The organism is Rhodococcus sp. Leaf225 (assembly GCF_001426145.1).
Classification (GTDB): domain Bacteria; phylum Actinomycetota; class Actinomycetes; order Mycobacteriales; family Mycobacteriaceae; genus Rhodococcoides.
Map to the genome: position 1 here is coordinate 1 of NZ_LMRN01000019.1, position 19,618 is coordinate 19,618.

Genomic DNA, 19,618 nt, shown 5'->3' on the forward strand with positions numbered 1-19,618 from the left:
TGATGTGCATATATCACTAGCTGACAAGCGGCTCGCGCGAGGACAGCTATGAGCGCCGACGATCCGACAACGTTCGCCGAGGCCGTAGCATTGGCGTTGGCCACCGCAGGAAAATACAATAGAAACGATAAGGTTGCCCCTGTCGCTATAATTTGGCCCGATCCGGATAATGCTTGGGCACCACTGTTGCTCTCGCTTCGAAGTATCGCGCCCGTTGCCGTCCTTGGTGACTACGATGCAGAGCTGAGAACTGGACCCGGGATTTACCTGCGTTATCTGGTGGATGACATCTTTAAATCACCGGAGGAGGTTGGCACTCCAGTAATATATTTGCCAGGAGTGGATCGCTCAGCAATGAGGGCTGTCGAAGGGTGCGATCCCAGACTGCGCGCAATCGTCGAGCTGCAGTTCCGGGCCACTTGGTGGCAGCAACCAAACGGGATGCCCTGGACACCGGCAGCATTCCTGCGCAGCAGAGAGGGCCTGGGTCTCGAGGTAGGACGCGATGATGCCACGACTCAGGCATTATCGAGATCGTTGATTTCGCTTGCGGATGTACCGTTAGAGGATCTCAAACGACGTGGACGTATCGATGCTTCATTTCTCAATTCACTTGTGAATTCAGATGAGGTAAAACTCTTATTACAGTGGCTTGACGCGCCGTCGGTCACTCGAGACTGCTTGTCGCAATATGAGTGGGAATCCTTGGTTTCCCAAGTCAGGGAAATGTTCGGCGTAGACCTCGAAGCGGACGGCGAGCTAGTTGTAGCCGAAAAGTTGGGTATGAGTGATGGAGAATGGAAGCGAGTTTGGACGCGATACGCCGATTCTCCGAGAATGTATCCTCGTTTGCCTGAGCTGCTCCGTCGCGCCCGCCCTGACGCACTTTTTGTAGGGCCCGTTGATTCGTGGCCTCAGGACAACGAAGCTGCCGAGGGCAGGTTGCGGACGTCCCTACGAGCAATCTCTAGCGAAGCCGCAGCGGGTACGCGCACGCTTATCTATGAGCTGGCCGAGGAGAACCGTTCCCGTCTCGGGTCAGTATGGGCCGCGTTAGGACAGGCCCCGTTAGCAGCAGCTGTTGAATTGTTGGCGCGCCTTGCAGCTTCAACTGATTCCCTTCCGGTTGCCGCGTCAGTTGACGAATTCGCGACGTGGTACCGCAATTCTGGTTGGAAAGTTGACGCTCTAGCCGTCGCTGCGCTTGCCGCTGCAACCGGGCCGTCAGACCGGGCGGCGGTGACGGAGGCCGTCCGTGCCCTGTATCTACCCTGGCTCGACGACGTTGCGCGAAGATTTCAGGATGTAGCAACCACGGCGGGCTACGACCCTGACGTGGGTCTATCAGTCCGCGACGGCGACTGTGTACTCTTCGTGGATGGGCTTCGATACGACGTTGGGGAAGGCCTGCGCTTGGAATTGGCGCAGAGGGGACTTGACGCGCACGTTACCTCTCGGCTAGCTCCGTTTCCCACTGTCACTAGCACTGGCAAACCTGCGGTGATGCCCATGACGGGTTCATTAGTCGGCGGGGAAGGTATGTCTGTAAAAACGTCTGCGGGGAAGGCTGTGAGCGCAGAAGTGCTGCGAGCGCTGATGCGGAGTTCGGGTGTCAAACCGTTTCCCGACGGCGAAAACGGCGAACCCACTGGGCGGGGTTGGACTGAGGCCGCGGACCTGGATGCAACGGGCCATAAGCTCGGTCTTAAGCTCGTCGACAGCATTCCCCGGGAGATTTCAGACCTTGCGTCGAGGGTCCACGACCTGCTCACAGCAGGTTGGAAGCGAGTGCTGATTGTGACGGATCACGGCTGGCTTCTTATGCCGGGCGGGCTTCCGAAAATCGAGCTGCCTCAGCACCTGACAGAACCACGCCAGCGACGCTGCGCCCGGTTGGCTAGCGGAGCGCTTGATGTCTCTCAACCCGTCGTACCTTGGTCCTGGGATAGGAGCGTTCGCATGGCGTCACCGCGTGGTGCTGGTGTATTCGACCTTGGCGAGGAATATGTTCATGGCGGTCTGAGTCCGCAGGAATGTGTTACTCCTATGCTAACGGTTGCGACCGGCTCTTCTTCTGTGGCCTTCGGCCGGATCGAGCTAGTAAAATGGATTGGAATGCGCTGCCGAGTAGACGTCGTTGGAGCGCCGGCGGGCTGTACCCTCGACCTGCGTCGCAATCCCGGAGATGCTACTTCATCACTTGTGGCTCAACCAAAGGCTGTTGCCGGTGACGAGGAAGTTAAGTTGCTTGTTCACGACAATGAGCTAGAGGGCACCGATTGCTTCGCGGTTCTGCTGTCGGCGCAGGGTGAAATTCTCGCGCAGGTGTCGACACGAGTGAGGGGATAGAGAGTGGCCGAGCTCGACGACCTAGACCGGCTCGCCGCCGAGGTCTACGAAGGGTACGTGGTTCGGAAGGACTTGGCGCAGAAGTTTAAGGGCGCATATCCCGTTCCTACGTATGTCGGCGAGTTTTTGTTGGGTCGGTACTGCGCGACTATCGATGAATCGGAGATACAAGAGGGATTGGATATCGTCGAACGTTTGCTGCGTGACCGTGCCGTACGCGCAGGTGAGGAAGAGCTTTTCAAGTCGCGTGCGCGAGAGTTAGGCTCTATCAGGCTTATTGATCTGGTGCAAGCGCGTCTAGACAGTAAGAGCAACTCCTATTTTGCCAGCCTACCCAGCGTGCAATTGAAAGACGTTCGGATCGACGACACATTGGTCGCCCAAAACGAGCGGATGCTGACCGGTGGTTTTTACGCAGAGGTGGAACTGGAGTATGATTCGTCAATCGCAGGGGAAAGTTCCGGCAGGCCATTTGGAGTCCAGGCTCTTAGGCCAATCCAGTTGTCAACTCGCACTGCACTTGATGACTTAGCCCAAGCACGTTCTAGATTCACTACCGCAGAGTGGAAAACTTTGCTGCTGCGAAGTGTCGGCTTCGAAACGAAGAAGCTGTCTGAACGTGCTCAGGATATTCTTATCTTCCGCATGGTTCCTTTTGTGGTGAGGAACTATAACATGGTCGAATTGGGTCCTCGGGGAACGGGAAAGTCTCATCTTTATCAGCAGGTGTCCCCTTACTCGCACCTAATTTCGGGAGGCAAGGCAACTGTCGCACGAATGTTCGTCAATAACGCAAGTGGCCAGCGCGGTCTTGTTGCTCAATACGACGTAGTGTGTTTCGACGAGGTATCGGGCGTCTCTTTCGATCAGAAGGATGGCGTCAACATAATGAAGGGTTACATGGAGTCGGGGGAGTTCAGTCGTGGCAGGGAAAGCATCAGAGCCGAGGGTGGAATAGTCCTTGTCGGAAATTTCGAAGTCGACGTTCAGCACCAGCAACGCGTCGGGCACTTACTGTCTCCTTTGCCAGTCGAGATGCGGGATGATACTGCTTTCATGGACCGCCTACATGCATATCTGCCGGGTTGGGATGTCCCGAAGCTGGACCCAACGTATTTCACGCAGCACTTCGGATTGGTTAGCGATTTTCTATCGGAATGTTGGTCACGCTTAAGGGGGCAGAGCCGGCTCGCCGCCATCCAAGGACGCGTTCAATTCGGAGACGCGCTAAGCGGGCGTGACCTCACTGCTGTCAATAAGACTGTCGACGGTCTTCTTAAGCTGTTATACCCGAACGGAGACCTAGCAATTCCGGACGAAGACCTTGAGTGGGCGGTAAGGCTTGCTCTAGAGTGCCGGCGCCGCGTCAAGGAGCAGCAGCGTCGTATCGGTGCAGCGGAGTTTCGAAATACTCAGTTCAGTTACCGTATTGGCAACGAGGGTGTCGAGCAATTTGTTGTGACTCCAGAGTTGCAGAGCCCTGACACTATTGGTTTAGACCCCCTGCCGCCGGGACAGGTTTGGGGGCTGAGTCCGGGGGGGGCGGAGGAGCATGCGGGACTATATCGAATCGAGGTCACGGAAGCTCCCGGCAGTGGAGTCAGGATAGTGAATCGTCCAACGCCGGCTGCGCTTCGAGAAAGTGTTCATTTGGCTGAGCAGGTCTTGATCGGTGGTGCGAGGGGGCTTGTCGGTGACAGGTCGCCGCGTGAGCATGAGTTGACGGTGCAGGTTCGAGCAATGGATGGAGCAAAATCTGGTGCGCTACTAGGCATGCCTACGTTGCTCGCCCTATGCAGTGGATTGCTGCAGAAAAGCATAAGGGGCGGTCTGATTGCGGTCGGAGGTCTCACCTTGGGTGGCGGTGTAGAGAATTTACCGAACGCTGCTGAGCTCGCGGACCTTGCAATGGAGAAAGGAGCTGACACTCTTCTCCTGCCAATCTCAGCGCGGAAACAAGTCTTCGACGTCAGTGACGACGTCGCTACTAAAATTTCATTCCTGTTTTACAGTGATCCCCGTGATGCGCTCCTTAAGGCAATTGCGGATTAACCGATTGGAACTTGCGGCGCATCTCGACCATCAACCGATCGCTTGCGCGGACGGTGTGCCACCCCAGCAAGACGGTGCGCTGAGATGCGACGAAGCTGAGCTTCGATTGAATCGCAGCTGGTGGACTGATTAGATATGTCTCCAGACTTCGCCAACGATCCACCGCTGCAGGGCGGGAAGCTACGTGACTGGCGACAGAGTGGTCAGGTCGAGCTGCTGCACCTGGTTCGGTATACCGGATCGCGATCTGATCGGTGCGCGGGCACGGGTGCCCGAGAGGCTCGCCGAACTGGTGCCGTACGCGCTGGAGCGAGGTGTGCGGATCGCGCTGGAGCCGTTGCACCCGATGTTCGTGGCCGATAGAGCGGTGATCTCGACGCTGGGTCAGGCACTGGCCATGGCGGAGCCCCATCCGGTGAAAGCGGTGGGCGTCGTCATCGACACGTTCCATGTGTGGTGGGACCCCGACCTTGAGGCGCTGATCAAAACCGCGGGGGAGCGTGGCCGCATCAGCTCGCACCAGGTGTGCGACTGGTGGTGCCGATGGAAGCCGACCCCCTCCTGTCCCGCGGGATGATGGGCGACGGGGTGGTCGACTTCGCGACCATCGGGCGGTGGGTCGAGGAGGCCGGCTACCGCGGTGATGTGGAGGTGGAGATCTTCAACGCGACGATCTGGGCGGCAGATGGGGATCAGGTGATCGCGATGATGGTGGAGAGGTATCGGGATTTGGTCGACGCATCCCGCAACTAGGTCGAGGCAAACTTGGTCGCCCTCACGACGAGCCGCGCATCTGCCCCGCTTCGCTTCGCACCATCTTTGCGTTCTTAATTCCCTTACGCCGAGCTGCGACCACGTCGTGTCACCGAAAGTTCGCGACCCGGCGCGACTTCCCCGCCGGTGACAAGACACTCTGAGCTCGAACGCAACCCGGCCGAAAGTCACGCCGATACCGTACCGAAAGTACCCGTGCAATTGGGCTACCAACAGTCCGGGCCGTGACCAATTTTCTACGAATGTCGCGCAGTTGAGGCATGGTGGTCACTGTGGACGAATCAGCAGCAACGCGGCTCGTCGCGGCAGTCGTGGCGTCGAAGTCTGCTGACCCACTGCGCGCGTTGACAGTGGTCGTCCCCAGCCCCGCCGCCCGGCGAGACGTCACCCGAGCACTAGCGCTCAGCGGCGGATCTGCCAACACCCGCATCGTGACCCTCGATGCTGCTGTCGACGTTCTCGCGGCGCCAGCGCTGACACCGCGACTCCCACTGCCTTATCCGTTGCTCGAGGCGTCCATCGAGCGAATCCTCGACGCCGAGCCGGGTCGATTCGACCACGTTGCGGACCAACCCATCACCGCCCAAGCCTTGGCCACCGCGTCATTTGCTTTGACTGGGTACGCCAACCCGCAGGCTGAGTCGACCACACTTGTCGACGAGATGCTGCGCATCCACCGTCTCGCGATCGCCGTGCACAGCGATTCCTATTACTTGCGCCACGAGGCGTATGCGGCTGCGCTCGCCAACCTCGATCAACTCGGCGCGATCATCGTCTACCTGCCCACCCCGGTCGACGCAGCGTCTGCGCACCTCCTCGACGTGATGCAGAAGCGGGGAATCACCGTCGACGCCACCGATACTGTCCACGGTTCGCTGGTCGTTCACGCCTCCGACGCCGACGACGAAGTGCGGGCCCTCGCGCGCATCGTCCGTGCCCACCTCGCAGACGGCATACCTGGTCATCGGATCGGCGTCTTCTACGGCTCTCGTGATCCTTACCTGCGGCTGCTGCACGAACACTTCGCCGCCGGCGACATTGCCTTCACCGCACCGGAGTGTCACGGTCTCGCCGACCGTCCTATTGCTCGATCGCTGATCGCGTTGCTCGAGCTGGAGCCCGCAGAAGTCCCTCGGCGCGACCTGCTGGCCGCGCTGGCGGGGCGTGCGGTGAAACGACCAATGCTGAACGACGCGCCGATCTCGCAGTCGAAGCTGGAGCACCTGACCCGCAAGCAGGTGCCGATCGTCAGCGGCACCGACTGGGACCGCCTCGCAGGCGTAGAACCCGATGCAAAATTCCACGACACAGCCATCGCCATGCACGGTTTCGTGACGACATTGCGCCAGACCCTCTCTGCCATCGCATCGTCGACAACGTGGGCGGATGCATCGACGGCAATCGAGGCCCTGATCGATGACCATTTCGCCGCGCCGACCACTGAGCAGGCGAGCGTCGACAATTCGCTGATCGGGAGCATCGTCCGTGACATGGCCTATCTCGACGGCATCGCGCCGAAGCCGTCGAGCAACCGTATCGCCGACGCGCTTGCCAGCCGCATCGACGCCATCAACCGCACCGTGGGAGACGCCGCCGCCGCGGTCACCGTCGGCCCGCTGTCGGCAGCAGCCGGCCGGGATCTGGAGGTGTCGATCATCGTCGGCGCCGCCGAAGGCATCATTCCTGCCCGTCGGCGCGCCGATCCGCTACTGCCGCCCGAACTCACAGGCCGTACCACCGCTGACGACATCGCGCACGACCGTCGGCTATGGAACCTAGCGCTCGCGGCGGGCCGCTCCCATCGCATCGCCACGTTCCCGCGCGGCAGTCTGCGCGGCGGCGCCGAGAAGGTTCCGTCACGCTGGCTACTACCGACAATGGAGTATCTTGCTGGGAACCCAGTGGGTGTTGTTGATTGGCAGAAGGACACGGCCAGCGTACCCGGGGTTGTCACCATCGAGTCGTTCGACTCGGCAATCCAGAAGGTGGACATCCGCATCGGAGTAAGCTCTGGGTCGGCTACCGAATGGCGCCAACGTGCCCTAGCGGCTGTGGATGCTCGTGGCAGACGGAGCGTATTAATCGACCCCGTCATCACCAACGGCATGGCCCTACGCAGTGACCGACTCGAGGGCCGTTTCACGCGGTTCAACGGAAACGTCTCGAATGTGCGAGAGCTGCTGCGCTACTTCGATGGTTCAGTGGCGCCCACCGGCCTGGAAGAGTGGGTCGCGAGCCCGTACAAGTTCTTTCTTTCCCATGTGCTGAAAGTTCGGGCGCTGGTTGATCCTGATGCGTCCGCGCAGATCGATGCACTCGCAAAGGGAACGCTGATCCACGCGATTCTCGAGCATTACATCCGGACGGTGATCGACGGTGAGGAGCCGTCTCTCGACCGTCTCCTCACCATAGCCGACCGGGAGCTGGTCACAGCACAGGAAAGCGCCCCGGGATGGTTGCCGCAGCTGTGGGACAAGGACCGCGCTCTGATCCGCGACGATCTCACGGTGTGGTTCGCGCACGATGCCGCCGATCACGCCAACGGATGGTCGCCCATGATGGTCGAGAAGACGTTCGCGGACAACGACGCGGTCATCACTGTTGACGGGGGAGTAGTCAAGTTCAACGGATCGGTCGACCGCGTAGACATCCACAGTGACGGCCGCGTTCGCGTCACCGACTACAAGTCGGGACAGGCCAAGTACTTCAGCAAACTCACCAGTAGTTCGCCGACCGATAGCGGTGTCAAGTTCCAGCTGCCCGTCTACGGACTCTTCGCGCGGACTCTCGGAACCAACGTCACTACCCGCTACTGGTTCATCACCAGCAAGGGTGAGTTCGCTGACGTCGGATACCCGCTGACCGACGGGGTGCTCGACGTCCTGATCGACGATGTCTCCCTGATTCACACCGCGATAACCTCCGGCTACTTTCCGCCGCGCACAACCGAGTCGTATTTCACCGACGATCTGCTTGCTCTTGTCGGCAAACGCGGCCTCGAACGTGCCTGGGCGAGCCTCGAGGACGTGCCCGAAATCGACAGCTACCGGCGGAAATACGAGCGTTCATGACATCCCGAGACCTGGTCGACTCGACCGAACGCGATCGTATTGAAACCGATACTGCAGCAACGTTGTTTGTCGAAGCGGGCGCTGGTAGCGGCAAGACGCACTCACTGGTCCGACGCATCTGTCACCTCGTGCTCGAGGACGGCATCAAACTCGATCGCATTGCCGCCATCACCTTCACCGAGAAGGCCGCTGCCGAATTGCGGGAGCGGGTTCGCGTCGAGCTGGCGAAGCACGCAGGCGGTCTGGCCGAACGCGCGTTGATGCAGGTCGACACCGCCGCTATAGGCACGTTGCACGCCTTCGCGGCCCGCATCGTCAGTGAGCATCCCCTCGAAGCGGGGGTACCGCCGCGACTTCAAGTGGTCGACGCAATGGGCTCGCAACTGTCGTTCGAGCGTCGCTGGCGCCGGATTCAGTCGCACCTGTTCGGTGACTCCTCGACCACGCCCGCGGAGCTGGCCGATGCGATGAAAGTGATCGTCGCGTCCGGTGCTTCGCTCGACCAGGTTCGCACGTTCGCCGATGCTCTGGACCGAAGCTGGGATCGACTGGTCGTCGCAGAGGTCGCTCCTGTCATGGCCATTCCCGATATCGATGATCTGCTGCGTCAGGCTGATCTGGTGGTCGACAACAAGTCGGCGTGCTCCGATCCCGACGACAAGCTCTTTCTCCACCTTGACAAGGTCGCGGCGTGGCGCAAAGACCTGGCCGACAGCAGGGGGAGTGCCGCGTGGCTCGCCGTCGCGTTGTTGTGTCCCAGCTCGGGACGTGGAGGCAGAGCCGGCAGTTGGGGCGGAGGGATGCAGGAGGTCAAAGATCTGATCAACGACCTGAAGGCGTCCGCTTCCGAGGTGCGGACCCGCTACGTGTCCAGCGCCATCGAGGTGTTGCTGCACCACCTCGCGGTCGTCATCGTCGACGAGGCGGCTCACCGCCGCCGCGAAGGCCGTCTCGAGTTCCACGACCTTCTGGTGTATGCCCGTGACGTGCTCGAGAACTCGGATGTGCAAGCAGCCGTCCATGCCGCCTATCAACGTGTCATGCTCGACGAGTTCCAGGACACCGACCCGTTGCAGCTCGAGCTGGCCCGACTGATCGTCGACGGCAAACCCGGCCGACTGTTCACCGTCGGTGACCCCAAGCAGTCGATCTACCGTTTCCGCCGCGCCGATATCGCGGCCTACATGGCCGCACGCGACCTCGCCGGCGACGGCATCGCCACGTTGTCGACCAACTTTCGCTCGACAAAAGCTGTGCTCGACTGGATCAACGAGGTGTTCAGTCGCGCCATCGTCGCCGACGGCCATGTGCAGCCAAGTTACACAGCACTCGACCCCGCGCCCGGGCGCCCTGCATGGACTTCCGATACCGGCCCGAAGCCGTTCGTGTTCATGGACCCGACCACGCCGGTCGACGGCGAAGAATTGATGACGAAGTCCAACGCACTGCGGGCACGGGAAGCGCGCGACGTCGCCAAGATCATCTACACCGCGACGACGGAAGGTTGGCAGAAGGAAGTTGGCGGCTACGGCGCGTACACCCACGAGCCGATCATGTTGCGCGACATCTGCATTCTGATCCCGTCCCGTGGGGTGCTGCCTTACCTCGAAAAGTCCTTGGACAACGCGGGTATCGAATTCCGCTCCGAAGCATCGTCACTGGTGTACTCGACGCAGGAAGTGCACGATTTGCTGCTCGCGTGTCGAGCTCTCGCGAACACCGCGGACGAAGCAGCACTGGTTGCGGCCTTGCGAACTCCGCTGTTCGGCTGCGGTGACGATGATCTGCTGCGGTGGAAAAGCGCCGACGGTAGGTGGAACTGGTTCGGTATTGCGCCCGCGGGTCTGGAGGAATCGCCGGTTGCCCACGCTCTCGCGTATTTCAAAGCAGTGTGGTTCGACCTCGGCACCATGAACCCCGGTGCGTTGCTCAGCCGTTTGGCGACTGATCGCCGGGTGTTCGAAGTGTCGATGGATTCACCTCGGCACCGAGATGTGTGGCGCCGCCTGCGGTTCGTTATCGACCAGGCGCACGCGTGGTACGACGACGACCGCGGTGATCTGCGGGACTACCTCGATTGGGCGGCGACGCAGAGTGAGGAGGACGCGCGTGTGGCCGAGGCGGTGCTGCCGGAGATCGGTGTCAACGCGGTGCGGATCATGACCATTCACGCAGCCAAAGGACTGCAGTTTCCGTTCGTGATCGTCGCCGGAATGAGCGGTGGCTTCCGCCAAGGATCAGAGGCGGTGATCTGGGACGACGATGGCGAGCTGCACGCCAATATCGGCGCGGCCACCCAGACAGTGGGCTTCTCGGCAGCCAACGTCGTAGAGAAAAAGCACACCGAGGCTGAGCGAGTCCGTCTGCTGTATGTGGCCTGCACTCGCGCCGAGAGCCTCCTCGCGTTCTCGGGTTACGCACCGACGGGTCGGGCCTGGGGCAAGGTGCTCGACATCGCCGATTCCGGAGCGCCTGCGCTGCTCGATGTGGTTCGAATCGAAGATCGAGGTAGTCCTGAGACGGGTGAGTCGGAGGCGTGGGATCAGTGGCAGGCCATCAGCGCTCGTGTCAAAGAGACGTCGTCGATAGTGGCGTCGATGTCGCCGACCACAATCGCGCACGCCGCCACCGACGTCGCGCGCGAAGTGCTGGCCGGTTATCGCGATCACAGTTTCACCGTTCGTACTTCAGCAGAGATAGTGCCGCCGTCGGTGGGGGCTGTCGATCACGGCCCGGAACTCGGCGTTGCTTTGCACGCACTGATGGAAGCCGTCGAGTTGACAGACCCCGATTACGAAGTGAAGGCGCGGGCGGCGGCGTCGCTGGCCGGTCTCGAGGACCCGGATCGCTTTGTGCTGCTGGCGCAGTCGGCCCTGGAGTCGGAACCGGTACGCCGGGCCGCGGAGTCGGAGCACTGGCGGGAGGTGCCGCTGATCGGTCTGGCACCGGATGGCCGCACAGTGGTCGACGGTGTCGCGGACCTGGTCTATCGCGATACTTCGGGGGGTCTGGTGATCGCGGACTACAAGACGGATGTGGGTGTCACTGACCCGACGATTGCGGAGTATTGGGTGCAGCTCGCAATCTATGCGTCGTTGTTGGGCAAAGCTGTTGGTGACGAGGTGTGCCGGCTCGAGTTGATCTTCTGCCGGCCAGGCAGGGCGACGGTGATCAGTAGGGAGCGTGCGACGGCTCGGTAGCAGAGTCTTCTCACTCTTTGGGTCTGCGTGCGCGTTCCACCATGTATCCGGTCCTGAGCTATTATTCATCCAGCCACACCTTCAGCCGGTCTGAGAAATGCGGGTCGATCTCTGTCGCTATGACAGGGTTCGGCTGAGCTCGGGTTCTGTGGAATGCCTCCGCTGGTGCGCGCACCGCGACAGCAACACCGAAGCGCCACCTGCCGGCGGTGCTCCCGACCGGGTGCTGATAAGCGGCTGGCCGGACCCGAGGATGTCACAGATACGCGCCGGAATGCTCCGGAGGTGGTGCCTGGGTGCTGATGGTGGCGGAACCACCTGAGAGTTCGAACAGTTCGGCGAGAGTCACCGGCCCCGACGGCGCGGCGGTACCTCGTGGCAGCCAATGTGACGCTTCGTCGATTCCGAATGCGGTGAACTCGATGTTCGCCATACACCGGCCCGGTCGGGTGAGAGCGGGGTGAAGGCGGTCGATCCGCTCGTTGGTCGTGAGCAACAGCAGCGTCTTCGACCCGTGGCCGAGGATGCCGTCGGTTACGTTCAGGAGTCGACCCAGCGCAGCCCCCGCGACGCGACGCGCCGAGGACCGAAGGTACTCGTCCGTGTCCTCGGCGATGATGATCTGCCATCGATCATCGTGGAAAGGACCGTTCACTCGAGGTGACTTGGTAATAACATCCGCCAGGTATGCGGAGTCGGCGAAGAGCCTTTCGGGGTCTGCAATGTAGACCGCGCGGCACCAATTCGACCACTGTCGAGCAAGCGTCCTGATGGCGGTGGTCTTACCCGTGCCGGGCGCGCCGTGCCAGAGAATCAGGCGACCACCCGCTGTCGGTCCCGTCAGATCGGCTAAGCGGGTCAATGCGTTCCGTACCGACGACGGATAGTTGCGCGAGATCTCAGCCCACGGTGCCGCGTCGATCCGGACGTTGCGATTCACGGGGCTCGTGCCGTCCATATGCCACATCGCAAACTCTGTCCGGTCGTCGGGAGCCGGTTTCGGAACCCCTGCCATCGCGACATTCGCGACGTCACGGGCGTAGTCCAACGAGGAAGCTGCTACCGCAAGGGACACCTTGCTCCAGCCGTTCTCCTTGATCAGCATCGAGCACCTCTCGTCGCCCGCGAGAATGGTGGAACGCACACCGGCCGTCTCCACATGCCGCGATATCTGGAGGCCCCCAGGTATCAGCTGCAGTACGTCGCCGGCGAAATCGGCGCTCCGCTCGACGACGAAAGGAAACAAGCCGTTCATCTGATTGGACGTGAACTCGGCCTGGACGACGGCCGCTGCTCCGCTCTCGTACCTACCGCTGACGTCGAAGGTTGCTGTCAGGTCGGATCCGACTGCCGGACCGTTTTCCTCGTTTATCATGTCCTGTTCTCCGACCGCCATGAATCTCTTGGCCCCGTCACTACGTCGTCTGCTCGAGAATCGATCGCAGGTGCTTGTCCAGTTCCGCTGTGCCCGCCGGCGTCAGACGTAGCGCATCACCGTGGGAAGCCGCGGCCTGTTGGAAGATCGGCACCAGCGGTGCGTATTTCCCGAGGAGCTTGGTCCGCCTGGTCTCGTCGGCGAGGTACTTGAGGCTGCCGGCATTGTCGACGAAGTCGGACACCTTGACCAGGAACACCCGCGGATCCTGGATGATCTCGGTGACGTGCTCCGCGTACTGCTCGGCCTTATCGCGGGTCGGATCCTTGGGCGGATTGGTGACGGCTTGCACGAGGGATTGCACGTCGTCACCGAAATGACTGCGGATCGCGTCGCTCGCGTCGGTGCCGCCGAGGATCCGGACGATTCGCTCGGGTTGATCCTCGACGGTGTCGTGCAGGACCGTGGCCACCAGCACGGCGTCGTCGACTACGCCGTATCTGATCAACCGCAACGTATTCCGCGACGGGTGGGTGATGTACGGGTCGGCGGTCTGGTCACCGCGGGCGGTGCGGCGTTGCTCGAGATGTGCGAACGAGGCGACAGCGAGGGCCTCATCGATCTTCGCTGTGTCGATGCCGCTTCCGCGTGCCTCGTAGTGGATCGCGTGCGCGAGCAACGACGGGTCCATGTCCTTCAGAGCGGTGCTGCGAAGTGCTGATGTGATGGCGTCGGTGGTGGTCATGTGTCCTTCCGGTCAGCGAGTATGGGGCAAGGTGTCGGGCATCGAGTAGGAGCAGCCCAGGTGATCGAGGCTGTCCACTCCACCGTGGTCGCGGAACCACGCCGTACAGGCCTGCGCGGCCAATCGCAGATCCGCGGTGAACAGGTACCCGTCGGTGCAGTCGTCGAACAGGTCGTCGTGGTGCCAGGTGTCGAGTGTGAGGCCGTCGACCGAATGGTCGAGCAGGCGCCGCTGCTCCAGCACCGTGCGGGAGCGGCGCACCATCACAACCCCGTCGTCGAGTTTGTGGAGTTGGGCGTTGATCACCTCGTCGTCAACATCCGGGTCGTAGTTGCTGGGGCCCAGATCGACGATCAGACCCACCGGGTTGCCGATCATCGATTCGACGAGCCAGTTCGCAGTGGCATCCCACGCGTCCACCGGAAAAGTGGTTCCGCGAGTCGTGATGACGCAGTCGAGATGGTGGCCGTGTTCGATCGTCGCGGTCCAGGCCGGGCAGCGCCGGCCCACGCCCCGCAGATTCACGATGCCGTCGTCGTCCTGCCACACCCTGCCTAGGACGAACGGTGCAGGATGCTCATGCCCGTCCTGCGACAACGCCTCGATCGACCACCCGGTGAGATCCGTCTGCAGATCCGGCACCGCGACGACACGATTGCCGTCGTCCGTGGCGGCGTACTGCCACTCCGGCAACGTCTCGGGCACTCGGGGCAGACGATCGCTGCATTCGAGGCGATAGACATCGTCAGCGACCACACGCAGGCGAGTGATGGACCAGCTGCCACTCAAGCACCACAACGCTTTCAGGCATCGTTGGGCGGCGCCGTCGAGGTGGGCTGAGCGCGGGTCCACCACGAGATGCTGTCTGCCCGCCGGTGAGGGAGTTCTGCGGACCGAGAGGTATTCGTCGAAGCACGAGAAGATGGTCTCGCCCAGACCTCGGTCGGTGTTCGGCGCGGTCGTCTCGATCTCGACGGTCACCGTGAAGGCGGGCGTCTCGGGCTCCTCGTACCGGAACTCGGCGTTGTCGGGCTGCGTCGGAAACCACGGTTCGCGGGCCCACAGATCGGATCGACAGGTTTCCGCTCCCACGACGACGAACTCCCGAGCGACGCGTTCCGCGGTGTCGAGTGCCTCCTGTGCGGAGACGATCCAGCCGGTGTGAGGGAGTTCGAACACCACGCGCGCCTGCAGCAGCGCGGACTCGTCGATGCGGGCTCGGGGGACACCGGCGCTCGCCAGCAGTCGTGCGCAGTCGTCCTCGGTGAGATCGTCCAGCATGGTGTCGATCTCGACCGACACAGTGAAGCCGGGATCACCGTCGGGGATGCCGTACGGACCGAAAGGGGATGTGCTCATGTGATTCTCCTACGGCCCGCTTGCTGGGGCCACGACGAGCGAGACCACTTCATCGCTCACCCCCTGTCTACCCGAGGGGTACGACAGGTTTTCCGCTCGACCGGAAGGCTCTACATTTTCTTCTACCGGCAGGTGACGACGGTCCCGCCCCTACGCATCACATCCTCAGAAGAAGCGGCCTAATCACTCGGAACGTGACCCGCCCCGGTCGCCCGCGATGCCTTACCGGTACTCGGACCGGGTGAGGCTGTCGTCGTCGTCGAGGTCGGTTGCACCGTCGGCATCGACCGATCGGGCGGTCGAATGTCGGATCCAGGTGACCGAACGTCAATGCAGTGGTCGATACGCGGGTAGCTGGTGTCGGCTGTCGAGAACAAGTCTCTACGCGGAATGCTGTGCAGCGGGGGCACGGTGTTCCCGCGCGGGAACCCCGTCAGGTCGCCAGTCGGAACGCCCGAGCCCGTGCAGCGAGGAAGAAGGGGATCGCGGTGCCGATCCCCACGGTAACGGACATGAATAGCGTTGCCCACCACCATCAGCGGATTCCGAGTCGACCCGACTCCGGCAGCGCCCACGCGTGGAACGCGACGACGACGAGACTCAGATCGACCATCGCGAACTTGCCGGGCACCGTCGACTAGATCTTGCCGACGAAGAAGTCTGCCACCGAGCGAGTGCCGCGCTCTCGGACGTGGGGGATCGCGATGGCGTTCTGGGCGATACCGGCCACTGCGGCAATAGCTATCAGGCGGCGTATATCGGTCGCGGTCATGGGGCTATTTCGATCGGGTGATCACCGTTCTACCCGCGGCTCCGCCAATCTCCTGACCGCCTCGCCGACGACGAGACGATGCCGCGCGATCTCGTCGTCGTCCCACCGCCGATGGGCTCGCTGGTCGAGGTCCGGTGTGGTGAACCAGCTGAACAGCACACCGAAAATCAACGTCATCAGATCGGTTGCACTCCAATGGGAGTCGACGTATCCGTCGCGCTGAGCCTGCTCGACCTCGCGAACACGCTCACTCATCACCTCGGAGTGTTCGCTCGCGGGGAGATGGCCCTGCAACTGCGCCCAGAGCAGCATCCGGTGCTCGTCCTTCTCACTCGCGAGGCGGGTGAAGGCATCCATCGAGTACCCGGGTAGATCGCGTGGGGTGAAGTGCACGGACTCCACGAACCGCCGGAAACCAAGGTCCAGTACCGCGCCGAACAGCCGCTCCTTGTCGCCGTAGTACGCGTACAGGCGCTCTTTGCTGGCGCGAGACGCCAGTGCGATCCGGTCGACGCGAGCGCCGGCGAGGCCGTGCTCGGCGAACTCGCGGCGTGCGGCATCGAGGATTCGTTCACGCGTGTCAGAGGCGGCGGGGGAGATGGGGGTGTCCGACTTCACAGGGCGAATCCTACGCCAACCAACTAGTTCGTTTGACCGTGTCGGACCGCGACGGTACATTTTCGAATCGTCGAACAGACATTCCACCGCTTACCTTTCCCAGGACCGAGGCACGCCCGTGACCAGCACGCCCGACATCGTGTCGTCAGAGAACGACGCCAATCCGAACTACGAGCGTCGTTGGCTCGTGCTGTGCATCGTCGCCATCACTCAGCTGACGATCGTGCTGGACGCGACCATCGTCAACATCGCTCTGCCGCAGGCGCAGGAAGACCTGGGCATCAGCGACAGCAGCCGCGCGTGGGTCATCACCGCCTACGCGCTCGCGTTCGGTGCGTTGCTGCTGCTCGGTGGCCGCATCGCCGACTACTGGGGCCGCAAGCGGTCCTTCCTCGTCGGCATGGCGGGATTTGCGATCGCCTCGGCCATCGGTGGCCTGGCGCAGGAGGGCTACCAGCTCTTCATCGCCCGCGCCGGCCAGGGCGTCTTCGCCGCCCTGCTCGCCCCCGCTGCGCTGGCCATCCTGACCACCACGTTCACCGACGAGAAGGAACGAGCCAAGGCGTTCGGTGTCTTCGGTGCCATCGCCGGTGGTGGCGCTGCCGTAGGCCTGCTGCTCGGCGGCGTGCTCACCGAGTACGCCAACTGGCGCTGGTGCCTGCTGGTCAATGTTCCCGTCGCGATCTTCGCGGCCGCCGCCGCTATCCCTTTGGTCAAAGAGAGCAAGGCAGAGGGCGACACGCGGTACGACGTTCCCGGCGCGATCCTGGTCGCCCTCGGGCTCGGCTCACTGGTTTACGGGTTCACCGAGGCTGAAGACGGCTGGTCCAACGTCTCAACCCTCAGCTTCATCGCGCTGGGCATCGTTCTACTGGCCGCGTTCGTCGTCGTCGAGTCCCGCTCGGCCAATCCGCTTCTGCCGCTGGGCGTCCTGCTGGATCGAGACCGTGGGTCCGCCTACCTCGGTTCGGCAATCATCGGCGCCGCCCTTCTCGGTGGCACCTTGTACCTGACCTTCTACTTCCAGATCGTGCTCGGCTTCAGCCCCGTCGTCGCCGGAGTCGCCTCCCTCCCCATGACCGGCGGCATCATGATCACCGCTGCCGCAGCGTCCGCATTGATGCCTCGCGTGGGACCGAAGCCGTTGATGGCTGCCGGCCCCGTCATCTCGGCCATCGGTCTGGTCCTGCTCACTCAGATCGGCGTCGACACCTCGTACTGGACGCACGTGCTTCCCGGAGTGGTGCTCCTCGGGCTCGGGTTGGGTCTGCTCATGGTGCCGATGCAGAACGTGGCCCTCATCGGGGTCGCCGATCACGACGCCGGCGCTGCCAGCGCACTCGTCAACGCGGCCCTGCAGATCGGTGGCGCCTTGGGAACCGCCGTCTTCACCACGATCTACACGTCCGCCAAGTCGTCCTACCTGTCGTCGAACATCGCGCCAGTGCCGCCCGCCGGAGTGCCCCCAGAGGCCCTGGCGTCGCAGACCCTGCCGTCCGATTCCGAGCTCGCTGCCCTGCCGGAACCGATCCGCAATTTCATCAACTCCACGATCGACTACATGTTCTCCGCGGAGGTCTCCGGATACGCGCACGCGTTCGCGGCAGCGGCAATCATGGTCATCCTGATCACGCCGATCGTGCTGGTGTTGGTTCGTGCCCGCAAGACAGACCTGCCGGCCGGCGACACCCCGGTTCACATGGGCTGACTCGAGCCGTTCCTACTGTCGAGGTACGACCGCTGCGCGTAGAGAAGCCGCGCGCGGCGTGACGCCGGTTAGGGTGCTGCGTGCGCATTCTCGTTCTGTGGGTCACCCTTGCGGGCGTCGTGATCGGCTTGGTGTTCCTGGGTGTCGAAGGGTTTGCACTTTATCGTGATCAGAGCGAGGTGATCTACGACGGCGCCTACGTGCCGTTGCGCGGTGTCGAGATGACGAGGAGCTACTCGACCACCCTGACGCTCGACCACGCCGCCTCTGGATGGTGGAACGCGCTTCCGGTTCCCTGGTGGAGTTATCCGGTGATCGGGGGAGCAGCCGGGGCCCTGGCGTCCGCTGCGGCTGGGTGGCGGGGACTGCGCATCACAGGACGTGGATGACGGTCGCCGTAGCGACAGGATCTCGCGACAACCACGTTTCCCCCTCTGAGAACTCCTCTAACGGAGCCTGGCTCCGCCCACCTGTCCGCGAACCACGTGACCCCGAGCGCGATGTGATCGCAGGACGTCATGCCTGCCCGGGTAGCTCGTCCGCGAAGTCGAACGAACACCCGAGCCGATCGGCGGCTTCAATGCCACCAGCATCGCGCACCCAGGCAACGCACGCGCCGGCGGCCAGAGCGAGATCGCGGCTGAACAGGTACCCGTCGGTGCAGTCGTCGAAGTGCGCGTTGTGGTGCCATCGGTCGAGAACCAGTCCCTGCACGGAATGGTCCGCGAAGCGGAGCGTGTGCAGGATGCGACGCGACCGGCGCACCATCACTACCCCGTCGTCGAGGCGGTGCAGCTGCGCGGTGATGAGCTCGATGTCGTCGAGCTCATCGTCGGGAATGTCGGTGTTGGGTCCGAGATCGATGACGAGCCCGGCGGGTTCGTCCTGCATCGACTCGACGAGCCATGCGGTCATCGCGTCCCACTGGTCGACCTCGAGTAAGACGCCCGTCGGCGTTTCGAGACTGATCAGCAAAGCTGCGGCATCGATCTTTGAGGCCCACACCTGCGTGGGCCCGTCGTCGTGAAAGAACACTCGACCGGTGTCGTCGACAAGCCCCGGCTGCTCGTTGAACGGAGACGTGTCAGGTGTGCCGTCGACATGGTGGGTGTGGATGGACCAGCCGCTCATGTCCTCGTCGGTGACCACGACGTAGCGCGTAAGGAGATCATCCGACGCGAACAGCCAGCCGGGGAGGGCAGGATCGAAACTAGGAATCATGAAGTCCATCCTGTCCCGCTTGCAAAGCTGTCGGTCGGGCGCTGCCGTGGAATGATTGCGGGGTGCCGCCACGTCGCTATCTCATTCGCCTGGATGCCTACAAGGAACTGATGCCGCAGTCGGAGTTCGGTCGCGCCTACCTGTATGGCGAGGTTCATCGCAACTACGTCGATACATGGAATCTTGCGCTCGAGCTCGGGGAGATGCTTCAAATTCTCATCACCCACGCGGGCCGGCTGTTCAACACCAAGCAGGAGCTCGAGGAGGCAATCTTCGACAGCGCAAGCGGCTGGGGAATGGGTCTGCACCAAGCCTTGCGCGAGCACATCGAAGAGCACTGCATCGAACGCGTCGTCTAGGGCGTCGCCGTTTCA

The 19,618-nt window shown here is 62.3% G+C and carries 15 protein-coding genes; 9 read left to right on the forward strand and 6 right to left on the reverse strand.

Annotated elements, in window-relative coordinates:
- Nucleotides 1–48 precede the first annotated feature (48 nt).
- The 6 genes from pglZ to ASG69_RS12560 all read left to right on the forward strand — a co-directional run bounded on the left by pglZ (nt 49) and on the right by ASG69_RS12560 (nt 11,446).
- On the forward strand, nt 49–2,349 hold the full coding sequence (gene pglZ / locus ASG69_RS22480; RefSeq protein ID WP_156380514.1) for a BREX-1 system phosphatase PglZ type B: 2,301 nt from the start codon (nt 49–51) through the stop codon (nt 2,347–2,349).
- Between the two features lie 3 nt (nt 2,350–2,352).
- Nucleotides 2,353–4,401, forward strand: coding sequence for a protease Lon-related BREX system protein BrxL (gene brxL, locus ASG69_RS22160; RefSeq protein WP_082544664.1), 2,049 nt, complete (start codon nt 2,353–2,355; stop codon nt 4,399–4,401).
- A gap of 184 nt (nt 4,402–4,585) precedes the next feature.
- Entirely contained in the window at nt 4,586–4,978 is a 393-nt protein-coding gene (locus ASG69_RS23065) for a sugar phosphate isomerase/epimerase family protein (RefSeq protein ID WP_235578942.1), read from the forward strand.
- Nucleotides 4,945–5,154, forward strand: coding sequence for a hypothetical protein (locus ASG69_RS23070; RefSeq protein ID WP_235578943.1), 210 nt, complete (start codon nt 4,945–4,947; stop codon nt 5,152–5,154). Before ASG69_RS23065 ends, ASG69_RS23070 begins: the two co-directional genes overlap by 34 nt.
- A 293-nt stretch (nt 5,155–5,447) precedes the next feature.
- Entirely contained in the window at nt 5,448–8,246 is a 2,799-nt protein-coding gene (locus ASG69_RS12555) for a PD-(D/E)XK nuclease family protein (protein ID WP_235578944.1), read from the forward strand.
- On the forward strand, nt 8,243–11,446 hold the full coding sequence (locus tag ASG69_RS12560) for a UvrD-helicase domain-containing protein (protein ID WP_056448120.1): 3,204 nt from the start codon (nt 8,243–8,245) through the stop codon (nt 11,444–11,446). Before ASG69_RS12555 ends, ASG69_RS12560 begins: the two co-directional genes overlap by 4 nt.
- A gap of 256 nt (nt 11,447–11,702) precedes the next feature.
- On the opposite strand, the gene ASG69_RS12565 is transcribed toward ASG69_RS12560, so the two are convergent.
- The 5 genes from ASG69_RS12565 to ASG69_RS12585 all read right to left on the reverse strand — a co-directional run bounded on the left by ASG69_RS12565 (nt 11,703) and on the right by ASG69_RS12585 (nt 16,315).
- Nucleotides 11,703–12,842 (reverse strand): DUF5925 domain-containing protein, encoded by a 1,140-nt coding sequence (locus ASG69_RS12565; protein WP_056448123.1) that lies wholly within the window; start codon nt 12,840–12,842, stop codon nt 11,703–11,705.
- A 19-nt stretch (nt 12,843–12,861) separates the two neighbouring features.
- Nucleotides 12,862–13,566, reverse strand: a complete 705-nt coding sequence (locus ASG69_RS12570; protein WP_056448126.1) for an HD domain-containing protein — start codon at nt 13,564–13,566, stop codon at nt 12,862–12,864.
- A 12-nt stretch (nt 13,567–13,578) separates the two neighbouring features.
- A complete protein-coding gene (locus ASG69_RS23075) occupies nt 13,579–14,925 on the reverse strand; it encodes a hypothetical protein (RefSeq protein ID WP_235578945.1) in 1,347 nt (448 codons plus the stop codon).
- A 637-nt stretch (nt 14,926–15,562) separates the two neighbouring features.
- On the reverse strand, nt 15,563–15,697 hold the full coding sequence (locus ASG69_RS23255) for a hypothetical protein (RefSeq protein WP_268788567.1): 135 nt from the start codon (nt 15,695–15,697) through the stop codon (nt 15,563–15,565).
- A 21-nt stretch (nt 15,698–15,718) separates the two neighbouring features.
- Entirely contained in the window at nt 15,719–16,315 is a 597-nt protein-coding gene (locus tag ASG69_RS12585) for a TetR family transcriptional regulator (RefSeq protein WP_056448129.1), read from the reverse strand.
- A 118-nt stretch (nt 16,316–16,433) separates the two neighbouring features.
- On the opposite strand from ASG69_RS12585, the gene ASG69_RS12590 reads away from it, so the two are divergent.
- Both ASG69_RS12590 and ASG69_RS12595 read left to right on the forward strand, forming a co-directional pair.
- Nucleotides 16,434–18,023 carry an MFS transporter gene (locus ASG69_RS12590; protein ID WP_056448132.1) on the forward strand — a complete coding sequence of 530 codons (1,590 nt, stop codon included), beginning with the start codon at nt 16,434–16,436 and terminating at the stop codon, nt 18,021–18,023.
- 80 nt (nt 18,024–18,103) lie between these two features.
- Nucleotides 18,104–18,412, forward strand: a complete 309-nt coding sequence (locus ASG69_RS12595; protein WP_056448136.1) for a hypothetical protein — start codon at nt 18,104–18,106, stop codon at nt 18,410–18,412.
- 127 nt (nt 18,413–18,539) lie between these two features.
- Here ASG69_RS12595 and ASG69_RS23320 read toward each other — a convergent pair whose 3' ends face one another.
- Nucleotides 18,540–19,244 (reverse strand): hypothetical protein, encoded by a 705-nt coding sequence (locus ASG69_RS23320; RefSeq protein WP_321163727.1) that lies wholly within the window; start codon nt 19,242–19,244, stop codon nt 18,540–18,542.
- A gap of 62 nt (nt 19,245–19,306) precedes the next feature.
- Here ASG69_RS23320 and ASG69_RS12605 point away from each other — a divergent pair, with 62 nt between their 5' ends.
- Nucleotides 19,307–19,603 (forward strand): hypothetical protein, encoded by a 297-nt coding sequence (locus ASG69_RS12605; protein ID WP_056448138.1) that lies wholly within the window; start codon nt 19,307–19,309, stop codon nt 19,601–19,603.
- Nucleotides 19,604–19,618: the final 15 nt, after the last annotated feature.